Below are 21956 nucleotides of genomic sequence, written 5' to 3' on the forward strand. Positions count from 1 at the left end.
ACCCTCCCAAACGGGCATTTGGACAAGCTGAAGCCCGGCACCATAGCCAGATCACAACAGTTTGCCTTTTTTGCGACATGCGCAACCATTTATCAGCGGCTTTTCAGCCTATTCCAGACAAGTCTGGCACATATTCACGTTAACGTCAATCAAATGACTTTATCGGCAATATATTGAAAAAGACCGAAATAACATAGGGATAACGCGCGAATGGTCAATTTGTTCATTTTCCAACTAAATTTGCGTCGCTTAATTGACGTTAACGTCAATATCTGAATATACTTTTGGGATCAGCGCAAGAGGGGGCGGCGCTAACGGGAGCGAAAACATGACCAAACAAACCGAGCATAAGCCATATCAACCGTGGGTTGAGCACTATCCGGACAATATCGACTATTACGCGGAGATCGACACCACACCGGTTCCGGCCCGCATTGACCAAGCGGTGAAGGACCATGCGTCGCGTGTTGCGTTGGATTTTCTGGGCGCAGAGACGACCTATGCTGAACTCGGTGATCAGATCGAGCGCATGGCAGGCGCACTGCAAAAAGAGCTTGGCATCAAAAAGGGCGATCGCATTGCCCTGTTATTGCCCAATACCCCGTTTTTTCCCGTCATGTACTATGCGGCGCTAAAAGTTGGCGCCTCCATCGTCAATTGCAACCCGCTCTATACCCACTCCGAGCTGGTGCACATTCTGAAAAATTCCGATGCCGACATTCTGGTCACCACCGACTTGAAGCTAACGCTGGAAAAAGCAGAAAAGTTGATGCAAGAAGGCATGGCGGATAAGCTGATTGTTTCCCATTTCCCCAACGCCCTGCCTACTTTGAAAAAGTTCTTGTTCAAGATCTTTAAAGGCAAGGACCTCGCGTCGCTGACGGACGAAAAGATAAAGCAAAAACACCTCAATTGGCACGACCTATTGGAAAAAAATCTGAAGGCCGATCCAGTTCAGATCGATAAAGATGACATGGCGGTGCTGCAGTTCACCGGCGGCACAACCGGCATGCCCAAAGCTGCCGTGCTAACCCATGGCAACATTGCCGCTAACCTAACGCAAATCGATCTTTGGGGGGTTGATTTATTCCGCCCCGGCGCAACGTTGGCCGCAGTGCTCCCCTTCTTCCATATTTTTGCGATGACCGTGTGCATGAACACCCCGCTAACCAGCGGCGTGAAAGTGGCAATGTTGCCGCGCTATGAGCGCAAATCATTGCTGGAAATGATCAACCGCACAAAAGTGAGTATTTTGCCAGCGGTCCCCACCCTGTCTCACGCGTTGGCCACAGCGCCAGAACGCGAAAAATATGACCTCTCCAGCCTCAAGATCGGCATCTCCGGCGGCGCGGCCTTGCCCAATGAAACAAAAATCGCCTTTGCCAAAGCCACGGGCGGCCGCATTGCTGAGGGCTATGGCCTCACCGAAACATCGCCAGTTTTGTGTTGTTCACCTCTTTATGCGCCGAACAAGGATAACTCGATTGGCATGCCCCTTCCGGGCACCGATGTGCAGTTTGTTGACGTTGAAGACCCAACAAAATTTGTTGGACCTGGCGAGCGCGGCGAACTGGTTGCCAAGGGCCCGCAAGTGATGCCTGGCTATCTCGACAATGACGAAGCCAATAAAGAATCCTTCATCAATGGCTATTTCCGCACCGGTGACGTGGGTTATGTTGATGAAGAAGGTCACATCTACATTGTTGACCGCATCAAAGACATTATCATTTGCTCCGGATTTAACGTTTATCCCCGCACCATTGAGGACGCGCTTTATCACCATGATGATGTGGACGAGTGCAACGTGATTGGTGTTGAGGACGAATATCGCGGCGAAGCACCAATTGCTTTCGTCAAGCGCGTTGAAGGGTCCAATCTGACCGAAGAAGAGCTCAACGATTTTATCAAAAAATATTTGTCCAAAATCGAAATGCCACGCGAGATCATTTTCAAAAGCGAATTGCCTAAAACGTTGGTGGGCAAGCTATCGAAAAATGAATTGCGCGACGAATATGAGAAGCTAAAGAAAAACTGATGGGCGAGCAAAACGAACTATTTGCCATCACCGAATTGGCAAAGGAATTTGATATCTCCACGCGAACCATAAGGTTTTATGAGTCCAAAGGGCTATTAAAACCGGATCGCGTGGGCACCACGCGCGTCTTTCGCCGCAGAGACCGCACACGACTTTTGCTGATCTTGCGCGGCAAACGCCTTGGCTTTTCCCTCAAGGAAATCTCGGAATATTTGGAGCTGTATGACGCAGATGGGACCAAGACCGCGCAAACCCAACATTTGCTCAATCGCGTCAACTCACGGCTCGACCAACTCAAATCTCAACGAGATGACTTGGAAAATGCCATCGCTGAGTTGGAAGGCATGCGCGAATATGCCTTGGATCAATTGAGCAAGAAAAGCGCCTAACTCGCCTCAGCTTCTGTACCGGCCAACTGAGACGCCTGATGGTCATAAATGTCCAGCATCCGCACGCCTTCGAACGGATCACGCTGGATCAAATATTGTCGATAATCCGCCTCACCCTTGCGCCGCTCTTGATGATCCGCCTCGCGTTCCGCATGTCGGCGCCGATCTGGGCCGAAATAGGTGTCAGTCTCGAAATATTTCAACGGCCGACACAATTGGCGCTTGAGCCGATCGCCCATAAATTTGAGCGAGCAAGGAAATTGAACAATATCATCCATGCCCAGGGCGATATAATCATCGATCTGCCGCCGCGATAAAGAACGAGCCAGCATGATCATTGGCGAAAAACGGTGCTTATCCAAATTGTGCCCGCGAATGGCGCGCATGACCCGCTTGAGCTCATTCTGATCGCTGGCGGGGGTGATAAAGCAAAATTGAAGCGGTCGGGAAAATGGAACGAGCGCCAAAGCCTTGGCATCCGTGATGTGTTCGATATGGGCAAAGCCGATTTCAGATAAAACGCTGTTGCAGCTTTTGGTCCATGCGCTGTTCGCGCATATAATAAACGCACTACTTCTATTAAACATGTCAAAAAACTAAATTCGTTAAAATATAAAAATAGCGTACATCGCAATTCGTTAGCGAATTACAAAGACATGCCGACAAATGCAGTAAAGTTGATGTTTAACGGTAGTCTACGGCTTTTCCCCAAGCCGTAATCACGCCTAGATCTCGATTTGATCTGCCTCTTCAACATCATTTGGATCAAATCTTTGTACATCCATAACGGCAACCCCATAGTCGGGATTGCGAATGAATGTGCGCCGCTCATAGGCACGGGTGCCGAAGCGGGGGGCCCGGCCTGCATCCCCCTCAAAAAAGGCGCGGCGATCCGGCCCGAAATAATTATCCGTGATGAAATAGGAAATGGGGTTCATCAATTGCACATGCATGCGATGGCGCAACATGCCCTTGGTACACGGAAATTGAATGACATCGTCAAACCCCAATTCCACCATTTGCCGCAATTGGGTTTCCACCAACTCGCGCGCCATCAATATGGCCGGGGAATATTTAACATCACCATGGGGAAACATGCGCAAAATGCGCAAAGACTTTTTCATGAATTGCAAGCCAACCGCTTGCTGGAAGAAAACAAAGTTTACTTTGTCCGGGTCCAGTGCCCCTTCCAAATGATCAACATTTGCAACGATCTCAACGTGTCCCACGCCGAGACTACTTAAATTGTCTCGAAATGCATTTGGCCATGCGCCCGATTCCGCGCAAACAATCGCTATTGTTCTATCCAGCATTTAACAGCCCGGCAATTTTACAGCATCAATATCTATTTATATTTGAATAAAATACAACTTAAAATTACCTACTCGCCTGCTTTTCCTCCGTTTTATCGCACAATAAAACCAATTGACCAGTTTTGCATTTTTGGTCATATTGTCAGAAATTGAGTCTTGAATGGGATTATGGCGCAGATGACGGCACCGAATTTATTGGCCACTCAGAACATAAGCGAGCGCGAAAAGCTGATTTTCGACGCCACGGAACGTTTGCTGGGCAAATTCGGCTATGACAAAACCACCGTCGCAGACATCGCCAAAGAAGCAGGCATTTCCAAAGGCGCGATCTATCTCCATTTCAAATCGAAAGACGATTTGATTGAAAGACTGCTGATCCACGCCATGCTCGGCTTTTCGGCCAATTGGTTTGGCGCCATCGAGGCTGATCCTCAAGGTGGATTGATCGGCAACATGTATCTCAACATGCTCAAAGTGATCGACCAAACCCCGCTAATGGCCGTAATCATGCGCCAGGACGGGGCCATATTGGGGAACTACCTCAAGAAAAAAGACAATTTCTTTGTCAAAAACCAGCGTCAGGGCATGCGCCACGAATTTGTGGCAATGATGCAAGCCGCCGGGGCCATCCGGCAGGACCTCGACCCCAAGGTCGTGGCCCACATTATGGATATGATCAGCTTTGGCATGGTCACGATTGCCGAATTTGTCCCCACAGAACAGATCCCCCCCACCGATGAAGTGATCAAAGGCATTGCCGATTTCATGCATCGGGCGCTCACCCCTGAACAGGGTGCCGATAGCGAAACGGGCAAACGAATTTTGCGCCAGCTTTATGCTGAGGCCCAAAAGGATTTTCTCGCCGCACAACAAGCAGACGCGGCGCAAAAGGAGAGTTAGATGATTACGGTCAACAATTTAGAGTTTGCTTATCAAGGCGCCGCAAAAGACACGTTGCACGGCCTGGATTTCAACATCGCCAAAGGCGAGATATTTGGTTTTCTTGGCCCATCCGGCTCCGGCAAATCCACCACCCAGAAAATCCTGATCGGCCTGCTGAAAGACTATCGCGGCTCCATCAAGGTGATGGACAAGGAAGTGCGCGATTGGGACAATTCGCTCTATGAGAAAATTGGCGTGTCATTTGAATTGCCCAATCATTATCTCAAGCTCACCGCCCTTGAAAATCTGGAACACTTTGCCGGTTTTTATAAGCACATCGAATTTGATCCAAAAACCGTGCTCGAATGGGTCGATCTTTCTGATGATGCGGACAAGCTGACTGCCGAATTTTCAAAAGGCATGAAAATTCGCCTGAATGTCGCCCGCGCCCTGATGCACGATCCCAAAATACTGTTTTTGGATGAGCCCACTTCCGGCCTCGACCCGGTGAACGCAAAGCGCATCAAAGACTTGGTGTTAAAGCTGCGCGCCAACGGCACCACCATTTTTGTCACCACCCACAATATGACATTGGCGGATGAATTGTGCGACCGCGTGGCCTTCATCACCAACGGCAAAATTTCCACCATTGATGCGCCAGAAAAACTCAAAGCCAAATATGGCCGGCGCAGTGTGCGGGTGGAATATGTCGATAATGACAATCTCGCCAGCACTGAATTCGAGTTGGACGGTCTAGGCAAAAACCAGGATTTTATGCAGCTCATCCAATCGGGCAATCGCATTGAGCGCATCCACACCCAAGAAACAACGCTCGATAATATTTTCATCGAAGTCACGGGCAAGGAATTGGTGCGATGACCCGTTTTTGGCACGAATTTAAAACCGATGTGCGGGTGCAGTTTCGCAACAAGCTCTATCACATCGGCATTATCATCGCGCTTTTGCTGGCGCTGGTCCTGTCGCAATTGGTGACAATGGCGCAACTGGCCTTCGCCTTTCCGGCCATTGTCGTGCTGATCATTGGCGGCACAACCATGCTCTATGTGGCGGGCATGGTGATCTTTGAAAAAGATGAAGGCACCATCGCCGCAGCGATTGTCACGCCCTTGAAGGACGTGGAATATATTGCCGCAAAAACCGTATCGCTGGTGACCCTCGCCACCTTCGAAACCTTCTTGGCACTGGCGGGCGCTGTGGCCATTCTGGCGTTCAAGGAGCCGATCATTTGGCCAAACCCATTGTGGCTTGTCATTGGCACCGCCAGCGTTGGCATTGTTTATACGCTGGTGGGGCTGGCGATGGTGGTGCGCTACAAATCCATCACCGAATTTTTGATCCCTATGGCTGTTGTGGCAGTCACCTTGCAAATGCCCTTTTTATATTTCTTCGGCCTGGTGGAGCATTGGAGCCTGCTGATTATCCCCACAAGCGCCCCCACCATGGTGATTATGGGCGCCTATCGCGACCTTGTTATGTGGGAACAGCTTTACGCGCTTGGCTACACCGGCGCGCTGCTCATTGGGTTAAGCATCTGGGCCAAAGCCGCGTTCCACAAACACATTATTTCACGGATGGGATAGGACCATGCAACTCACCGCCACCCTCAACAGATTGATCCGCACGGATCTCAAGCTGATCTCGCGCGACAGCTTTTTGTTGCTGATGTTCAGCTTTCTTATTGTCATTTCCCTGGTGATCCGCTTCGCCCTGCCCGCGCTCGATACGCATCTTCAATCCATTGGCGTGATGCCCGGCCCCAATATTGCGGAACCGCTTTCGACTTACTTTCCGCTTTTGATTGGCTATTTGATCGTTTTCCAAGGCATGTTGTTGGCCGGGGCCATTTATGGCTTCTTGCTGCTCGACGAGAAAGAAGATCACACCTTGGTGGCCATGCAAGTCACCCCCGTCAAACTCAGCCATTTTATCGGCTTCCGCCTGATCACCCCTGCGGTTTTAAGCTTCGTTGCCTTTTTCGGCATGATGTGGATCGTGGACATGCATATACCGCCGCTGTTGCCCGCCATCGCTATTGCCTTTTCCGCGAGCTTCGCCGCCCCGATAACTGCCCTGTTTTACGCAGTCTTTGCGCAAAACAAATTGCAAGGCTTCGGCATTGCCAAATTTACGTCAGTGGCGGGGTGGGTCATTTTGGCGGGCTGGTTTATCCCCCAACCATTTGATTGGCTCGCGGGCATTTTCCCACCCTTTTTCTCCACCAAGGCCTATTGGATGGTGCTTGATGGCAACCCGAATTGGTGGATCGCTATCCTATTGGGGATCGTCGGCCAATCCGCGTTGATTTTGGTGATGCTGTCGATGCTGCGCAAAAACCTGCAGCGCCTCGTTTAGATCACGCCATAGGTCAGCATCGCCTCGGCCACCCGCTTAAACCCGGCAATATTCGCACCTTGAATATAGTCGGGTTTATCAGCGTCCTGGGCACATTCAACACAGTCGTGGTGAATTTGCTTCATAATTTTGCGCAGCTTTTTATCAACCTTTTTGGCAGACCAGGACAAGTGCATCGCATTTTGGCTGCGCTCAAGGCCAGAAACCGCAACGCCCCCCGCATTGGCCGCCTTGGCCGGGGCGATCAAAATACCAGCCTCACGTGCTTGGGCCCGCGCCTCTGCCTCCAGCGGCATGTTTGCCGCCTCGCAAATGATCTTCAGGCTGCCGTCGAGCATTTGGTCCATATCTTCACCGCTCACTTCGTTTTGCGTCGCAGCCGGAATAGCAACATCAAAATCTTCGCCCCACGGCTTCTTGCCCTCATGATAGCGCACATTCTCACCATCAAAATCGCCTAAAGCGCCATTCTCCATCTCTTTAAGTTGGATAATCTTTTTCAACTCTTCAGCACTAAATCCGTCATCTTTGACGATATAGCCCTTACTGTCTGACAAGGTGATCACTTTTGCGTCGCGCTCAACCAGCTTTTGCGCGGTATAAAGCGCCACATTGCCCGCCCCGGACACGGCACACCGTTTGCCATCGATCTCATCATCACGATGGGCCAGCATATTCATCAAAAAATAGACGCAGCCATAACCCGTGGCTTCCTTACGAACGCAGCTGCCCCCGAACCCGGGGTTTTTGCCCGTCAACACCGCTTCGTGCTGTCCGGTCAATTGCTTGTAAGCGCCGTACAAATAGCCGATTTCACGATTCCCAACACCGATATCTCCGGCGGGCACATCGCGGTTGGCACCAATATGGGTGTAAAGACCTTGCATAAAGGCCTGGCAAAACCGCATCACTTCATGTTCGCTTTTGCCTTTGGGATCAAAGTCTGATCCCCCCTTTCCGCCACCCATCGGCAAGCGGGTCAGCGCATTTTTGAAAGTTTGTTCAAAGCCCAAAAACTTAAACGTGTCCAACCGCACATTCGGGTGAAAGCGCAACCCACCCTTATAGGGGCCAAGGGCGTTGTTATATTGCACGCGCCAGCCATTATTGATCTGCACATTGCCACCGTCATCGAGCCAGGTGACGCGAAACTGGATCACACGATCCGGCACCAAAAGCCGCTCAAAAATGCGCGCGTCGACATATTTGTCATGATCGCGGACAAGGGGAACCACTTCATCAGCCACTTCTTTGACGGCTTGATGAAATTCCACTTCCTCAGGCGTTTTCTGTTTTAATGTCTCAATAATTTGGTCAATATCCATTAAACAACTCCTGTCGCAACGATCGCGTGAAAACGTATGGGGTGATCAAACAACGTGTCGCGTTCGTACAAGGATCAAAATCATATCAAACTGAGAGCTTATGAGCCAATCAGCCAGCAAAATCGCCTATGATTTACTCACCGCCGAAGATGATGGGCGCGTATGTAAAGACATTCCCGAAAAAGCCTGCAATGCCAAAGAGGAAAACTTTGCCATTCATGTCGCCTCGCTCAGCATGAGCAAAATGGCCGATGGCTTGGTCGACCCAAAACTGATCCTGAGCTGGCTCTTGACCAGCGCAGGCGCCTCAAACGCGCTCATCGGCATGTTGGTACCGGTGCGTGAAGCAGGGGCGCTGCTGCCCCAGCTCTTCACAGCGGGCTTCATTCGCAGTTTGGCGCAACGCAAATATGCATGGGCACTCGGCGCTTTTGTGCAAGGAGCATCAGCAGCCGGCATGGCGGTCGCCGCCTTTACTTTGACCGGCGCAACGCTCGGCATCGCCATCCTTGCGCTGTTGGCCGTGTTGGCACTGGCCCGCTCAATCTGCTCTGTCGCTTACAAGGATGTGCTGGGCAAAACTGTCGCCAAGTCCGTGCGCGGCACCGCCACGGGCACCGCCTCCAGCATTGGCGCAGGATTTGTCATCACATTTGCGCTTCTGCTCGCGGTCATGGGCGACAATAAAATGCTGATCGTACAAGTTGGCTTGGCGATTGCGGGCCTATTGTGGATTTTTGGCAGTCTCAACTTTTTGCGGCTAGCCGAAGAGAAGGGAGCCACGGAAGGCGGCGGCAATCCGCTCACCTTGGCCATCCAAAATGCAGGATCTCTCGCCCGCGACAAGCAGCTCTTTTTGTTTATCCTTACACGCGCGCTGCTCACCGCCACAGCGCTGGCCCCGCCCTTCCTGGTGGCGCTTTCCGGACGCGTCGGCAACACAGATGTTTTCCAAGGCCTCGGCCTATTGCTGCTGGCCTCAGCCGGGGCCGGGCTGATGTCCAGCTATATTTGGGGAAGATTGGCTGATCGATCCAGCCGGAAAACATTGGCCCTTGCGGGCCTTATGGGCGGCGTGGCGCTCAGCTTAAGCGTTGTGGCAGCATGGCTGGGCTGGGTCACGACATGGTTCATCTTGCCGCTGCTGCTGTTTGCCTTGATGATCGCCTATCAGGGTGTGCGGTTGGGCCGCTCCACCCATTTGGTCGATATGGCTTCAAAAGATCAACGGGCGATTTATACCGCACTAAGCAACACCATTATTGGCGTCGTGCTTCTGGCGGGGTCAATTTTTGGGGTGATTGGCGATCTGTTTGGGCCGCAAACGGTGATCGGCCTATTCGCCCTTATGTGCTTTGCAGCCGCCATCAGCGCATTGCGCCTCGAAGAGGTTCAAGATTAGCCGCTAAACTGTAAGGAAAAGAATGGTGGGCGTGACTGGGATTGAACCAGTGACCCCTACGATGTCAACGTAGTGCTCTCCCGCTGAGCTACACGCCCATCCTTTGCCTGATAAATAAAATCAGTGCGTCGCTGATAGACCATAAAACCAATATGCTGGTCAATAGGTCAAATGCGCAATTTTTCACCCCACTGTAAAACTGGACAGATCATTTATAGGCTTGCATACTAACAAGGTTACTGAGGGTATTTGGGTGATAAATGTCTGCCGACCATAAGCAATTGGCGCGAGAAATTCTCAAAGCGCATCATCGAAAGATTGCATGGCCAACCTTAATTGTGTCGGTCGTTGTTGTGACTATATTTATCACAAACCTCATGGCCACATTGTTGGGCAGCTGGCCACTTTGGGCCGCCACCATCATCAGCTTTTTTTGCATTCATGTCAGCTTCGCCATCGCCCACGAAGCCTCACACAAAACAATTTCAGGCGGCGGACCCCACCACTGGCTTGATCAAGTGGTTGGCTATACTCACGCATTGATGCTGCTTTATGATTTCCCGACCTTCAAGTTTTTGCACCTGCGCCATCATTCCAACACCAATGATCCAGCGCTCGACCCCGATTATTGGATGCAAAACTATTCGCTGGCGACAGGATTTATTTTGGCCCTGTTTGTGCCCCTCCACTATTTGCGACTGTTCATCCGCGCGGCACACAATAAAGAGCTGCCCTCTAGCTTCGTCACCAAGGCTTATATTCGAATCATTCTCCAGCTTGTGGTGTTGGTGGCACTTTTGGCCATCGCCCCGATAGAAACATTCTTCCTATGGCTCGGCCCGGCATCGGTCGCCTCGGCCATTATTTCAACGTCTCATCGGCTGCTGCACGATGCGGAGCAAACGCCAGACCGCACCCGCACCACACGCATCATTCATGGTGAACGGCTTTGGGAATGGGTTATTTGCCCCTTCTTCTGGATGAACAATCATCATTTTTTGCACCATGAATATCCGCGGCTGCCCTCGTTCACGCACGAGGCCTTATTCTCGCAAGCGCGCGAAAGCCTTGAGGCGGACGGCGTCAAAATCACCATTATCAATCCATGGGACAGTGGGCGATGAATGCCCGTGCGTCTGATCATGCCTTGCTCGCCGGACTTGATCCAAACAAGCCATTGCCGCGCAAATCCATTTACAGGTCTTTAAAGGGCCGCCAGCGCATTTGGTCTCTCTACCAGAAATCCATACAAGGCCTTGCCTTCCCAATCCGCCACAAGATTGTGCCAACCACATATGGCCAGACGTTTCTGAGCATTGCTGGCAATCCGGAAGCGCCCCCCATCTTTGTCCTGCCTGGCATGTCCATTGCAGGCCCCATGATGTTGGAGTTTTTTGCTGAACTACAACGCACCCATTTGCTGATTGCCCCTGACCTGATTGGCCAGCCTGGCCATTCTGAAGACCGTCCTTTCTCACACAAAAAGGGCGCCTACGGCCGATGGGCCTTCGAGGTCCTTGACCAACTGGGCATGGATAAGGTGGGCATCGCCTCCGCCAGCTTTGGCGGATCAATCGCCCTCGAGATGACACATATGGCCCCGGAGCGCGTGGGCAAGCAAGCGCTGGTGGTGCCAGCGGGGCTCACACCGCGCCTCCCCTATTTGAAGCTCTATGCCGGATTGGCCGCCAATTGGCTGACTTATCGCTGGTGGCCGTTTCATGATGAAACCACCATCAGCCATGACTGGCTGAAACGCATTGCCCGGCCGCTATCGCGCAGCCTGACACAAGATAATCTGGATTATTTTGATGCGATTATTCGCTACACCGAATTCTGGCGACATCGACCCGCGGGCCCCTTCTCCGCGCACCATTTCAACCAGGACGTGACCCCGGCATTCGCAATCTTTGCGCAAAAAGACTTTGTCTTCCCCCACGCACCAACATTGGCAAACGCGCAAAAAAGCCTGCCCATGGCAGAAATGGAAATCCTTGCGGAAAGTGCGCACATGCCATCAGACCAGGACATGCAGCCCCTACACCAGCGCATCAGCGCCTATTTCGACGGAACAATTTAAGCGGCCAGCAGCCGCTCCACCTCATCCACCAGATCTTTCAGATGGAACGGTTTAGATAAAACAGAAGCGTCTTTGGGCGCTTCACTGTCGGGGTTAAGTGCCACGGCAGCAAACCCGGTGATAAACATCACCTTCAAATCGGGGTCCAACTCGGTGGCGCGGCGCGCCAACTCGATACCATCCATTTCCGGCATCACAATATCAGACAACAATAAGGTGAAAGGCTCCTCGCGCAGTTTTTCATATGCCGAACGACCATTATCAAAGGCCACAACGTCATACCCCGCACTTGAAAGTGCGCGCGTTAAAAACTTACGCATGTCGTTATCATCTTCGGCAAGCAAAATGCGACGCATTCTTGATGACCCCTAACCCGATTGCACTGATTCGCGATTTTGCCCGGATTTCCGGCGCCTATCAAGTGTGTAATTACAATTTGATACGATTATATTGTTTCACGAAACACCATGTTGCACTGGACCTTTGGTTACATTTTGGGCAAACTGACAAAGTGCTGCCACCAACAACTCACGCCAAAGCTCACAGGAGAATGGTTTGAACTCAGATTTTGCCGATCGGCCTGCATTTGAAACCATTCGTCCGCGCCTGCAGCGCATGCCGTTTGTGTTTAACTCGGCCCATTCAGGACGCGACTATCCGCAACGTTTTTTGGACATGACGCGGCTGGATAATTTGTCTATCCGCCAATCTGAAGACGCCTATGTCGATGAATTGTTTGAACGCGCACCCCATATGGGCGCCCTGATGTTGCGTGCGCACTTCCCGCGCGCCTATTTGGACGTGAACCGCGAGCCCTATGAGCTTGACCCCAAAATGTTTCACGAGCCATTGGCCCCCAATTACAACACCGCATCGCCACGCGTTGCCGCTGGCTTGGGCACAATCGCGAAAATCGTGGCAGAGCGCAAACCCATCTATCGTGAAAAGCTAAGCCATGATGATGCGATGATGCGCATTGAGGGCATTTACAAGCCCTACCACAACACGTTGCAAACCTTGCTCACCCAAACGCTTAATCGATTTGGCGTCGGCGTGCTGATTGATTGTCATTCCATGCCCAATCTCGATAAATCCGGCAATGCAAATGCCCCTGATATCGTTTTGGGCGACCGCCACGGCAGCGCGTGCCATCCAATTTTGGTGGAACTGACGGATACTTTATTCACCACCGCAGGCCTGAAAGTGGCCCGCAACCGCCCTTATGCGGGCGGTTTCGTCACCAAGGCCTATGGCCAGCCGCACAACAATATCCATGCGCTGCAAATCGAAATTGGCCGTCACCTCTATATGAATGAAGTTACTTTGGAAAAATCCGAAAACTTTGCGGCCATTCAAACGATCCTGCAAAAGCTGATCGCGCTTTACGCGCGTTTGGATTTGAACGAATTGCTTGATCAAAAGCTCGCCGCCGAATAAACCCCAAATCAGAGCCTGTCGCGAAAAAGGGGCCGCCAAAGCGGCCCAAAGTCAAGGGAGGAAACGTCAGCAGCTCAAAGCTGTCAATTGGCGAGCCGCTTATGCATCATGCAATTACTGGGGAGAACTGATCGACCCCGAACTGCAATCGATACAACTACGATTATTTAGAAAAGTCTTAATAATTGCAAGTTGTCTCAAAATCTAAGTTAGTTTCAAAAAGTGTACAATTTGTTAACAATTGTATTTTTATGGCACAGCAGCAAATAAAAGGCAGATAAAACGTATGAATCCGGGCTGGAAAAGCGAAATAAAGGCGAGCGAAATCAATGCGCTAATGTTGGAAGCTGCGTTCGAGGCCGCCAAAATCACGACATCCTTTTTCCGCAAAGGCATTGCTGTGGAAAACAAGCTTCTTCAGGGCTTCGATCCGGTCACCGAAGCGGACACCCAAGCCGAGGCAGCGATCCGCACAGTCATAAACGCCTATTTTCCGAATCACGGGATTAGCGGTGAAGAAATGATAGACCAGCAAAGCGATAGCCCGTTTAATTGGGTCATTGACCCGATTGACGGCACCCGCGCCTTTATCACCGGCCTGCCGGTGTGGGGCACGCTGATCGCGCTGACCTATAAAGGCACACCAATTGCGGGCTTGATGAGCCAACCTCATATTGGCGAAAACTTCATCGCCATTCAGGGCGAAACCGCCGAACTGCAGCGCGGCGAAACGCAAACGCCGCTTAGAACCAGCCAAATCACGCAACTTGATGACGCCCGCATGTTCACCACGTCGCCCCGCATCTTTTTAAGCGCCGAAACGGGCGCCGCCTATGACCGACTGGAAGCAGAAGTTAAACTGGCCCGCTATGGTTTGGATTGTTATGGCTATGCCATGTTGGCCACCGGCCACGGCGAGCTTGTTGTCGAAGAAGGCCTCAAAAATGTTGATATCGCGGCCATGATCCCGCTCATTGAAGAGGCGGGCGGCATCGTCACCACATGGTCAGGCAAATCTGCGGCAAATGGTGGCCAGGTTATCGCTGCAGCCAATCAGGAAATTTACGAAGCCGCTTTGGCCTATTTGCAACCGCTGGCGACAGACTAAACCCGCTCAAACAAATGGGGATAGGTGCGCACATAGCCGTGTGCATCCACCTCAAATTGCGTTTTATATCCGGTTGTCACGCTCTCATAGGCATAGCTTTGCGCCCCGGTGCGCAAATATTTTTGCTGCGCCATAACGGGGTCAAGCTCAAGATCGGCAATATAGATCACGTCAGTTGTCGCCGCCTCGCCCTCAGCCAGATTTTTGCGATTAATCGGCAAGCTGTTGGTAAAGGGCGTCGCAAATATATCTATATCGACAGCACCATCCAGCGCGGGCACGCGCACTTCATACCCATTAAGCCAATGCCCCGCATCTGAGCGACGCAAGGAAAGCTGGTGACCATCAAGCAGCCGCAAATCTGCACGCAGCAATTGCCAATCGGCATCCAGCTCAAGAGCATAATCCAGCGCAAACGCCTCACCTTGTGAGTGACCAATCACTCGCCCCGCCACATCGATCAGGGTTGGGGTGAAATTGACTTGCACCCGCTCAAGCCCCTCGGCTTCAAGATGGCGCCAACCCAGTTGGTGATGATGTGTGCTCATGTTCGCCCCTGCTCCGTGATAAAGGCATCAAAGGCCGCGAAAGCCTGTGCCCGCAACCCATCATTCTCCATGAAAATCTCATGCCGCGCATTGGGCAACACCGCGTGGCGGCCCGTGCGCATGCTCATGCCCAAATGCTCAATGGCGGAGGTGGAGACCACCCGATCATTGGCCGCGGCCAGCATCAGCACGGGTAATTTCACTTTCTGGCCAAATTCAGGCGCGCCGGCCTTTTCCATGGCCACCAAGCTCGCCGCGGTCCACCCCACTGTGGGCGCTGCAATCAACAAGTCGGGTCGGTGATCCAGCGTCTTTACCATCCGCATATAGCGCCCATGGTCTGAAGTCAGCTCATTGCCGGGAAAGGTTTTGGCGCTGGGCCGCGGAAATTTCCACGGCTGCATCGGCACATGCCCCGCCCCGAAAAACTTCAGTAATTGCACCAAGTTCTTGCCGGTCGATATGCTGACCCCCAGGTCCAAAGAGACCATCGGCGCGCTCAAAAACACACGTTCAAACATCAACCGATCACGGGTTGCCGCGAACAAAGAGGCAAGCCCGCCCATCGAATGCCCGACCAGATAGAATGGCGGCGGACAATCGGGCAGCAAAATATCAGCGTGAAAGCTGACAAGATCCGCGACATAGTCATTAAAATCTTCCACATGACCCAATTTCGGATTGGCGATCAGCCGATCGGAACCGCCTTGCCCGCGCCAATCAAATGTCGCGACCGAAAATCCCCGCTGCTGAAAATCATAAATCGTCTCAAAATATTTCTCGATATATTCCGTGCGCCCCTGCACCAAACAAATCGTACCCTTATTTTTGTTGCCCAATCGGGGCCACAACGCATACCGCAGCTTCACATTGTCTCTGGTTTTGAAAAAACCGGCCCGCGCGCCCGATGGAATGGGATTGCTCGGAATGTTGGCCAGCTCTGGCCCCATCACTTTATTCGGCGCGTTCATTTTTTCTCCTTGGCGAACATGGAAGTGCTTGCCCCACCATTTAGGAAGCAATAGGGGGCTGTTGCAAGGCGAAAACAATAAAGCCAGCAATTTTAAAAATTGCTGGCTTATTGGGGTGGAACATCATGCGGGGGGCGGATGATGATGTTCCGATTAAGGTTGTTGCAAGCCGTGATCAGACTGTTTTGCGGCTTACAAAACTGACTATATGAAACACTGGCTGAACCAGTTTATAATTCCCCATTCATTTTCGGTTCATCAAATAAAGCATTGAAAAAAATGTAGATTATTGAAAATGCATTTTGGGGCGTCGCCCCCTTGAAATCCAAAAATCATCGCCCAAATATATAGATGTCAGCGGCCCATTAGGGGGCTGACAAGTGAAACTGAAAAGATGCCCATATCGGGATCTTGAACCGTTCATATTGCTTCTAAAGGAGAATATGTCATGAACACATTGGATCTTTCCCCATTCTATCGCTCAACAGTTGGCTTTGATCGCCTATTCAACCTGCTTGACGATCTCTCACCACAAGAAACGAACGCCTTCCCGCCCTACAATATTGAGCGCACAGGCGAAGACACTTACCGCATTACCATGGCTGTGGCCGGGTTTGCGCGTGAGGATCTGGTGATCGAGACCAAAGAAAGCGCGATCATTGTTAAGGGCGCAAAATCCCAAAGCACAGACGAGCAAGCCCGCGAGTTCCTCCATCGCGGCATTGCTGAGCGTTCCTTCGAACGTCGGTTCAAACTGGCCGATTATGTAGAAGTGCGTGGTGCTGATTTGGAAAACGGCTTGCTGCACATTGATCTGGCGCGCGAACTGCCAGAAAGCAAGCGGCCGCGCAAAATCGCCATCGGTTCTGCCGATGACAACAACACCAAGAAAATTGAAAGCGAAGTGAAAAACTAAGCTGACAATTCGTCAACAGATTGACTGATCGTCGGGGCGCAACCACAACATGTTGCGCCCCGCTTCTATTTTGCCCCAACCTCTTGCCACCGGCGCAATAAAAAAACTTTATCGCCCCCCTTGCTCCTTTAGTCGATATCGAATAATCTCCGCGAAAAAATAGGACAGCAATACTGTCCATACCGCGTGACCAAAAGGCGCAAGTTGCAATTCGTGCAACAGCCTTATATTTTTTGTGTCATAAGCAGTGTATAGCACTCTGGGGGAGAGCCTATATTGGCTCGATTGGGCGCGAAAAAGATCAACAAACGATCGCTATCGCCCATTTTAGGAAAAATTGCGCTTGTCGCGAACGGCGCGTTGTGAATGCGATTCATAACGCACTGCATATAAAAACCTGACCCAAATTTCGCGCCCCCGCGCGAGATATGTATGACCTTTAGGAGGGGCTTATGGCCAAAAAGAATGACCAAGCTTTGCGTGACGTGCGGGTAGATTCCGCCAAAACAGCAAATGGCCGCCCCAAACCTGTGGGGCTTTACGACCCCCAGAATGAGCATGATGCTTGCGGCTTGGGCCTGATTGCCAATATCGACAATACCGCGACCCATGACATTGTGGCCTCAGGCCTGAAAATCCTGATCAATTTGACCCATCGGGGCGCCGTGGGCGCAGACCCGTTGATGGGCGATGGCGCGGGCATGCTGGTGCAAATCCCGCACGAATTTTTGGCCAAGGCCGTTGATTTCGACCTGCCTGAAGCTGGCGATTATGCTGTGGCCATGCTGTTCTATCCGAACGATGCAAAACTGAAAGCCAAATGCGCCGAAAAGCTGATCAATTGCGCCCGCGCTGAGGGCCTTGAAGTGTTGGGCACCCGTGAAGTGCCCATGGACAATTCCACCTTGTCAGAAGGTGTGATCGCCACGCAGCCAATTATCGAACAAGTCTTTGTTGCCCGCCCAGAAGGCTTGAGCGACGAAGAGTTTGAAACCAAATTGCTGATCACCCGCAAGGTGATTTCAAACACCATTTATCGTGAACTGCCCGAAGCGGATAACGACAACGGCTTTTATGTTGTCTCCTTCTCGTCACGCACCCTTGTCTATAAAGGCATGTTCTTGGCCGAGCAGTTGGGGCCATTCTATCCTGATCTTGTGGACGAAGATTTCAAATCAGCTTTGGCGCTGGTGCACCAACGCTTCTCCACCAACACGTTCCCATCTTGGAAGCTGGCCCACCCTTACCGCTTTGTCGCCCACAATGGTGAGATCAACACCATCCGCGGCAACGTGAACTGGATGGCTGCGCGCCAAGCCTCCGTCGCGTCTGACAAATTTGGCAAAGACATCACCAAGATTTGGCCGATCTCTTATGAAGGCCAGTCCGACACAGCGTGTTTTGACAATGCCCTCGAATTCCTCGTGCGCGGTGGCTATAAATTGCCTCACGCCGCCATGATGATGGTGCCGCAGGCTTGGGCCGGCAACCCGCTGATGGATGATGAGCGCCGCGCCTTTTATGAATATCACGCCGCGCTGATGGAACCATGGGATGGCCCTGCCGCCATGGTGATGACCGATGGGCGCTATATTACTGCCACCTTGGACCGCAACGGCCTGCGCCCTGCACGCTATTGCGTCACCAAAAACAACCAAATCATCCTCGCCTCAGAGGCAGGTGTGTTGGACATTCCTGAAGAAGACATTGTTGAAAAATGGCGCTTGCAGCCCGGCAAGATGCTGCTTGTTGATTTGGAAAACAACAAGATGGTTTCTGACGATGAGGTGAAAACCGAACTCGCCAAGAAAAATCCATATCAAAAATGGCTCTCCCGCACCCAGATCGTGCTGGAAGACGCGCCGGGCGTTGACCGCCAGCCCGTTCAGCCTTTCGATAGCCTGCTGGATCGCCAGCAAGCATTTGGCTACACCCAAGAAGACATCAAATTCCTGCTGCCGCCGATGGCGACAACCGGGCAAGAAGGTGTGGGCTCTATGGGTACGGACACGCCAATTTCCGCGCTGTCGTCAAAATCAAAGCTGCTCTATTCCTACTTCCAGCAAAATTTTGCGCAGGTCACCAACCCACCAATTGATCCGATCCGTGAAGAATCGGTCATGAGCCTGATTTCCTTTATCGGCCCGCGGCCAAACCTGTTCGATCTGGAAGGCCTGTCAGAGCGCAAGCGCTTGGAAGTGCGCCAGCCAATCCTCACCAATGAGGATCTGGAAAAAGTCCGCACCATCGGCTCCATCGGTGATAACCAATTCATCACTGAAACCATCGACATCACTTACGCCGCCGAAAAAGGCGCCGACTGGATGGAAGTGGCCCTTGAGGCCATTTGTGACCGTGCCGAAAGCGCCGTGCGCTTGGGCATGAACATTATCATCCTGTCCGATCGACTGATCTCGCATGACCGCATTGCCATTCCGGCCCTGTTGGCCACGGCCGCCGTGCACCATCATTTGATCCGCAAAGGTTTGCGCACATCGTGCGGTTTGGTTGTTGAAACGGGTGAAGCCCGTGAAGTGCATCACTTCGCGGTGCTGGCTGGTTATGGCGCAGAAGCGATCAACCCATATTTGGCGTTTGAAACCATTTCTGCCATGCAGGCTGAAGGCCATTTCCCACCTGAAGTGGACGCGCAGGAATGCGTCAACCGCTACATCAAATCCATAGGCAAAGGCCTGTTGAAGATCATGTCCAAAATGGGCATTTCGACCTATCAGTCCTATTGCGGCGCACAAATTTTTGACGCGGTGGGCCTTTCTACTGATTTTGTCAAAAAGTTTTTCTTCGGCACAGGCACCTCCATTGAAGGCGTTGGCCTGAAAGAAGTGGCGCAAGAAACAGCCGAACGCCACGTGTTGGCCTTTGGCAACGACGCTGTGTTGAAAAACAGCCTCGATGTGGGCGGCGAATATGCTTACCGTATTCGCGGCGAAAAGCACTCTTGGACGCCCGATACCATCGCCGATCTGCAACACGCCGTGCGTACAGCAGAAAAATCGCCAGAAGCGGCGCAGGCAAAATATGATGCCTTTGCCACAGCGGTGAACGATGCGTCCGAACAGCTTTTGACCATTCGCTCGATGTTTGAGCTGGCCCCTGCGGGCAAGCCAATCGACATTGATCAGGTTGAACCCGCTGTGGAAATCGTAAAGCGCTTTTCAACAGGTGCCATGTCCTTCGGCTCGATTTCGCGCGAAGCCCATACCTCGTTGGCCATCGCCATGAACAAGATTGGCGGCAAGTCCAACACGGGTGAAGGCGGCGAAGAGCCTGATCGGTATAACCCCATGCCAGATGGCAGCCGCAACCCTGAACGGTCTGCCATCAAGCAGGTCGCGTCAGGTCGTTTCGGCGTGACCACCGATTATCTGGTCAATTCAGATATGATCCAGATTAAAGTGGCGCAGGGCGCAAAGCCCGGCGAAGGCGGGCAATTGCCTGGCCACAAAGTGGACGCTGTCATCGCGCAAACCCGGCACTCAACTCCGGGCGTGGGCTTGATTTCACCGCCACCACACCACGACATTTACTCAATCGAAGATTTGGCCCAGCTGATCTATGATTTGAAAAACGTGAACCCAGTGGCCGATATTTCGGTCAAGCTCGTGTCTGAGCTCGGCGTTGGCACAGTGGCCGCAGGTGTGGCGAAAGCCCATGCGGATCACATCACCATCTCCGGCTTTGATGGCGGCACCGGCGCTTCGCCGCTCACCTCCATCAAGCATGCGGGCTCGCCTTGGGAAATCGGCTTGGCCGAAACCCACCAGACCTTGGTGCTCAATCGCCTGCGTTCACGCGTGAAGTTGCAAGTGGATGGCGGCTTTAAGACCGGCCGCGATGTATTGATCGGCGCCATTTTGGGCGCGGACGAATTTGGCTTTGCCACCGCACCATTGATTGCCGCAGGCTGCTTGATGATGCGTAAGTGCCACCTCAACACCTGCCCCGTGGGCATCGCGACGCAGGATCCTGAATTGCGCAAGCGGTTTAAGGGCACGCCAGAGCATGTGGTGAACTACTTCTTCTATGTGGCTGAAGAGTTGCGCCAATTGATGGCTCAATTGGGCGTCAAAACCATCCAGGATTTGGTTGGCCGCACCGAGCTGTTGCAACAGCGTAAAGACGTGCCGCACGACAAAGCGCAGGGCATTGATCTGTCAAAACTGCTCTACAAGCCAGAACTGCATGAGGGCGATACCTATTATCACTCACAATTGCAGGACCACGGCCTTGAGGACATTTTGGACAAGCAATTGATCAAAAATGCCAAGCCCGCTTTGGAAAAAGGCGAAGCGGTGAACTTTGACATCGACATCAAGTCGAAGAACCGTTCAGCAGGTGCCATGTTGTCCGGCGCTGTCGCCATGAAATATGGCTTGCAGGGCCTGCCAGAGGACACCATCGCGGTGAACCTTAAAGGCATCGCAGGACAAGCCTTTGGCGCCTTCCTCACCAATGGCATCAGCTTTGATCTGCAAGGCGAAGCAAATGACTATGTGGGCAAAGGCCTTTCAGGCGGCCGCATTGTGGTGCGTCCCCCAGAAAATGCCAATATCGTGCCGGAACGCTCAATCATTGTTGGCAACACGGTGCTTTATGGCGCCATTTCTGGCGAATGCTATTTCCGTGGTTTTGCTGGCGAGCGCTTTGCCGTGCGGAACTCTGGTGCCATCGCCGTTGTCGAAGGCTTGGGTGACCATGGCTGTGAATATATGACTGGCGGCGTGGTTGTCGTGATCGGGGATACAGGCCGTAACTTTGCGGCAGGCATGTCCGGTGGCGTGGCCTATGTGTTGGACGAAGACAAAACATTCCGCTCACGCTGCAACCTGGCTATGGTCGATCTGGAGCCTGTTTTGGAAGAAGAAGATCTAATGCGCGAACACCATCATCACGGTGGCGACATTGAATGGCATGGCCGCGTGGACATTTCCGGCGACATGACCAAGCATGATGACGAGCGGCTCTATCAGCTGATCTCAAACCATCTGCACTACACAGGCTCTTCCCGCGCCAAATTGATTTTGGACAATTGGGAAGACTATCGCAGCAAGTTCGTCAAAGTGATGCCGGTGGAATATCGCCGCGCCATTTTGGAAATGGAACAGGCCCGCATGAACACTGAAGATCAAAATCAAAGCGCGTAAAGGAGGAATTGA

Annotated in this window: 19 protein-coding genes and 1 tRNA gene; 13 read left to right on the plus strand and 7 right to left on the minus strand. The window is 52.1% G+C overall.

What is annotated here, in order from left to right; genetic code table 11:
- Positions 1–328 precede the first annotated feature (328 nt).
- The gene (locus G549_RS0110715) at positions 329–2035 is read left to right on the plus strand and encodes a long-chain-fatty-acid--CoA ligase (RefSeq protein ID WP_027835026.1); all 1707 of its coding nucleotides are present in this window, start codon (positions 329–331) and stop codon (positions 2033–2035) included.
- On the plus strand, positions 2035–2424 hold the full coding sequence (locus G549_RS0110720; RefSeq protein WP_027835027.1) for a MerR family transcriptional regulator: 390 nt from the start codon (positions 2035–2037) through the stop codon (positions 2422–2424). Before G549_RS0110715 ends, G549_RS0110720 begins: the two co-directional genes overlap by 1 nt.
- Here the strand turns inward: G549_RS0110720 and G549_RS19945 are convergent.
- Complete coding sequence (locus G549_RS19945) at positions 2421–3011, minus strand: hypothetical protein (RefSeq protein ID WP_027835028.1); 591 nt, start codon at positions 3009–3011, stop codon at positions 2421–2423. The genes G549_RS0110720 and G549_RS19945 overlap by 4 nt on opposite strands.
- Before the next feature lie 138 nt (positions 3012–3149).
- Positions 3150–3653, minus strand: coding sequence for a hypothetical protein (locus tag G549_RS0110730; RefSeq protein ID WP_027835029.1), 504 nt, complete (start codon positions 3651–3653; stop codon positions 3150–3152).
- Positions 3654–3905: 252 nt separating this feature from the next.
- Between G549_RS0110730 and G549_RS0110740 the strand changes: the two genes are divergently transcribed.
- Genes G549_RS0110740 through G549_RS0110755 form a run of 4 tightly spaced genes read left to right on the plus strand, consistent with a single transcriptional unit; the run spans position 3906 to position 6992 of the window.
- Positions 3906–4637 carry a TetR/AcrR family transcriptional regulator gene (locus tag G549_RS0110740; RefSeq protein WP_027835030.1) on the plus strand — a complete coding sequence of 244 codons (732 nt, stop codon included), beginning with the start codon at positions 3906–3908 and terminating at the stop codon, positions 4635–4637.
- Positions 4638–5498: an ABC transporter ATP-binding protein gene (locus G549_RS0110745; protein WP_027835031.1), complete on the plus strand. Its 861-nt coding sequence runs from the start codon at positions 4638–4640 to the stop codon at positions 5496–5498.
- Complete coding sequence (locus G549_RS0110750; protein ID WP_027835032.1) at positions 5495–6220, plus strand: fluoroquinolone export ABC transporter permease subunit; 726 nt, start codon at positions 5495–5497, stop codon at positions 6218–6220. Before G549_RS0110745 ends, G549_RS0110750 begins: the two co-directional genes overlap by 4 nt.
- Before the next feature lie 4 nt (positions 6221–6224).
- Entirely contained in the window at positions 6225–6992 is a 768-nt protein-coding gene (locus tag G549_RS0110755) for a hypothetical protein (RefSeq protein WP_027835033.1), read from the plus strand.
- Here the strand turns inward: G549_RS0110755 and gdhA are convergent.
- The gene (gene gdhA / locus G549_RS0110760) at positions 6989–8317 is read right to left on the minus strand and encodes an NADP-specific glutamate dehydrogenase (protein WP_027835034.1); all 1329 of its coding nucleotides are present in this window, start codon (positions 8315–8317) and stop codon (positions 6989–6991) included. The genes G549_RS0110755 and gdhA overlap by 4 nt on opposite strands.
- A 100-nt stretch (positions 8318–8417) precedes the next feature.
- Here gdhA and G549_RS0110765 point away from each other — a divergent pair, with 100 nt between their 5' ends.
- Positions 8418–9719, plus strand: coding sequence for an MFS transporter (locus tag G549_RS0110765; protein WP_027835035.1), 1302 nt, complete (start codon positions 8418–8420; stop codon positions 9717–9719).
- 23 nt (positions 9720–9742) lie between these two features.
- On the opposite strand, the gene G549_RS0110770 is transcribed toward G549_RS0110765, so the two are convergent.
- Positions 9743–9817, minus strand: a tRNA-Val gene (locus G549_RS0110770).
- Positions 9818–9979: 162 nt separating this feature from the next.
- On the opposite strand from G549_RS0110770, the gene G549_RS0110775 reads away from it, so the two are divergent.
- Together G549_RS0110775 and G549_RS0110780 are read left to right on the plus strand one after the other, a co-directional pair.
- Positions 9980–10843, plus strand: coding sequence for a fatty acid desaturase family protein (locus tag G549_RS0110775; protein ID WP_027835036.1), 864 nt, complete (start codon positions 9980–9982; stop codon positions 10841–10843).
- Positions 10825–11799, plus strand: coding sequence for an alpha/beta fold hydrolase (locus G549_RS0110780; RefSeq protein ID WP_084634121.1), 975 nt, complete (start codon positions 10825–10827; stop codon positions 11797–11799). Before G549_RS0110775 ends, G549_RS0110780 begins: the two co-directional genes overlap by 19 nt.
- On the opposite strand, the gene cpdR is transcribed toward G549_RS0110780, so the two are convergent.
- Positions 11796–12155, minus strand: coding sequence for a cell cycle two-component system response regulator CpdR (gene cpdR, locus G549_RS0110785; RefSeq protein ID WP_027835038.1), 360 nt, complete (start codon positions 12153–12155; stop codon positions 11796–11798). The genes G549_RS0110780 and cpdR overlap by 4 nt on opposite strands.
- Positions 12156–12414: 259 nt before the next feature.
- Here cpdR and G549_RS19950 point away from each other — a divergent pair, with 259 nt between their 5' ends.
- On the plus strand, positions 12415–13236 hold the full coding sequence (locus G549_RS19950) for an N-formylglutamate amidohydrolase (RefSeq protein ID WP_051213690.1): 822 nt from the start codon (positions 12415–12417) through the stop codon (positions 13234–13236).
- 286 nt (positions 13237–13522) lie between these two features.
- Entirely contained in the window at positions 13523–14344 is an 822-nt protein-coding gene (gene hisN / locus G549_RS0110795; RefSeq protein ID WP_210162418.1) for a histidinol-phosphatase, read from the plus strand.
- Here hisN and G549_RS0110800 read toward each other — a convergent pair.
- Together G549_RS0110800 and G549_RS0110805 are read right to left on the minus strand one after the other, a co-directional pair.
- Positions 14341–14892, minus strand: coding sequence for a putative glycolipid-binding domain-containing protein (locus tag G549_RS0110800; protein WP_027835040.1), 552 nt, complete (start codon positions 14890–14892; stop codon positions 14341–14343). The genes hisN and G549_RS0110800 overlap by 4 nt on opposite strands.
- Positions 14889–15863 (minus strand): alpha/beta fold hydrolase, encoded by a 975-nt coding sequence (locus G549_RS0110805; RefSeq protein ID WP_051213628.1) that lies wholly within the window; start codon positions 15861–15863, stop codon positions 14889–14891. Before G549_RS0110805 ends, G549_RS0110800 begins: the two co-directional genes overlap by 4 nt.
- A gap of 448 nt (positions 15864–16311) precedes the next feature.
- Between G549_RS0110805 and G549_RS0110810 the strand changes: the two genes are divergently transcribed.
- Together G549_RS0110810 and gltB are read left to right on the plus strand one after the other, a co-directional pair.
- Complete coding sequence (locus G549_RS0110810; RefSeq protein WP_027835042.1) at positions 16312–16779, plus strand: Hsp20 family protein; 468 nt, start codon at positions 16312–16314, stop codon at positions 16777–16779.
- 452 nt (positions 16780–17231) lie between these two features.
- Positions 17232–21944, plus strand: coding sequence for a glutamate synthase large subunit (gene gltB, locus G549_RS19955; RefSeq protein ID WP_084634122.1), 4713 nt, complete (start codon positions 17232–17234; stop codon positions 21942–21944).
- Positions 21945–21956 lie beyond the last annotated feature (12 nt).

This window comes from Maritalea myrionectae DSM 19524, from assembly GCF_000423365.1.
GTDB classification, from domain to species: domain Bacteria; phylum Pseudomonadota; class Alphaproteobacteria; order Rhizobiales; family Devosiaceae; genus Maritalea; species Maritalea myrionectae.